Consider the following 1,231-nt stretch of genomic DNA (forward strand, 5'->3'; position numbering starts at 1 on the left):
CGTCCAACAGGCCGGCGAGCGCATCATCATCCTCGGCTGCGGCGGGCTCGATCCCGACAATATCGCAGAGGTGCTCGCCAGGACCGGGCTGAAGGAAATGCATTTCGCCGCGCTTGCCGATGTGCCGAGCGCCATGCGCTACCGCAACCCGCGCGTCGGCATGGGCGGTAGCGACCTCGACCGCGAGTACCGCACCACGGTGACCGACGGGGCATTGGTGGCGGCGACCATCGCGGCCGTCAGGGCCTGATCCCGGGGAAGATGCGATGACCGAAGGACGCTCGCCGATCGACCGCGTTTCGCCCAGGGACGAGCCCGCCATCCTCGCGCTCAACAACGAGCATGCGGCGGAACTGTCCTGGCTCGAACCCGAGCGGCTCTCCTTCCTGCTCGGCGAGGCCTTCTATGCGCGCCGCATTGGCGCGCTCGAGGCCTTCATCATGACCTTCGACCAGGACGCCGACTACGACAGCCCGAACTTCCTCTGGTTCCGCGAGCGCTATCAGCGCTTCGTCTATGTCGACCGGGTCGTCGTCGCCGCAGTCGCGCGCGGCCGTGGCCATGCCCGACGGCTCTACGAGGATCTGTTCGAGCACGTCGCGCGCTCGGGGCAGGCGATCGTCACCTGCGAGGTGAATGCCGATCCGCCCAATCCGGCTTCGGACGCCTTCCATGCGGCGCTGGGGTTCGCCGAGGTCGGCGACGCGGTCATCCATGGCGGCAAGAAGGCTGTGCGCTACTACCTCAGGCAACTTGCCTGAGCGCCGGCGCACGGCACTGGCGCAACAAACAAGCCGTCGCTAAAGTGGCCGTCTGCGCCACCGGGGGCGAACCGCCATGCCGAGCAACGTCTTCCGCTTCGACGAGAGCTGGGATATTCCAGAGGCGACGCCGCAAGAGGTCTGGGATGTGCTCTCTGACGCCGAACTGCTGCCGCTCTGGTGGGGCGACGTCTACAAGCAGGTCGTGCCGCTCGACAAGAAGGGCAAGGGCGTGGTCGGCTCGCGGGCAAAGGCCCGGGCGCGCGGCGCCCTGCCCTACGAACTGAACTTCATCATCGAGGCGGCCGAACTCGAACCCGGCCGGCTCGTGGTGGTCAAGACCTTCGGCGATTTCGACGGCCTGTGGCGGGCGGAACTGTCGCCATCGGGAAATGGCACTCGGGTCAACCTGATCTGGCAGGTCACGGTGCTGAGGCCGATCCTGAAGTTTCTGGCGCCGCTGCTCAGGC

General features: G+C 67.0%; 2 protein-coding genes and 1 pseudogene. All 3 read left to right on the forward strand.

Annotated features, from left to right (window positions below; all coding sequences use genetic code 11):
• Positions 1-250: pseudogene (locus tag EN780_RS34625) on the forward strand (copper homeostasis protein CutC); the annotation flags it as partial.
• 16 nt (positions 251-266) lie between these two features.
• Positions 267-761 carry a GNAT family N-acetyltransferase gene (locus tag EN780_RS34630; protein ID WP_128276494.1) on the forward strand — a complete coding sequence of 165 codons (495 nt, stop codon included), beginning with the start codon at positions 267-269 and terminating at the stop codon, positions 759-761.
• 76 nt (positions 762-837) lie between these two features.
• The coding region (locus EN780_RS34635) for an SRPBCC family protein (protein ID WP_128276495.1) at positions 838-1,231 on the forward strand (394 nt) is incomplete at its 3' end.

The organism is Mesorhizobium sp. M4B.F.Ca.ET.089.01.1.1 (genome assembly GCF_004022605.1).
Classification (GTDB): Bacteria; Pseudomonadota; Alphaproteobacteria; order Rhizobiales; family Rhizobiaceae; genus Mesorhizobium; species Mesorhizobium abyssinicae.

What these genes read in the sequence shown, in the direction of transcription:
- EN780_RS34630 (WP_128276494.1), top strand. Translation starts at nt 267, where the DNA reads ATGACCGAAGGACGCTCGCCGATCGACCGCGTTTCGCCCAGGGACGAG.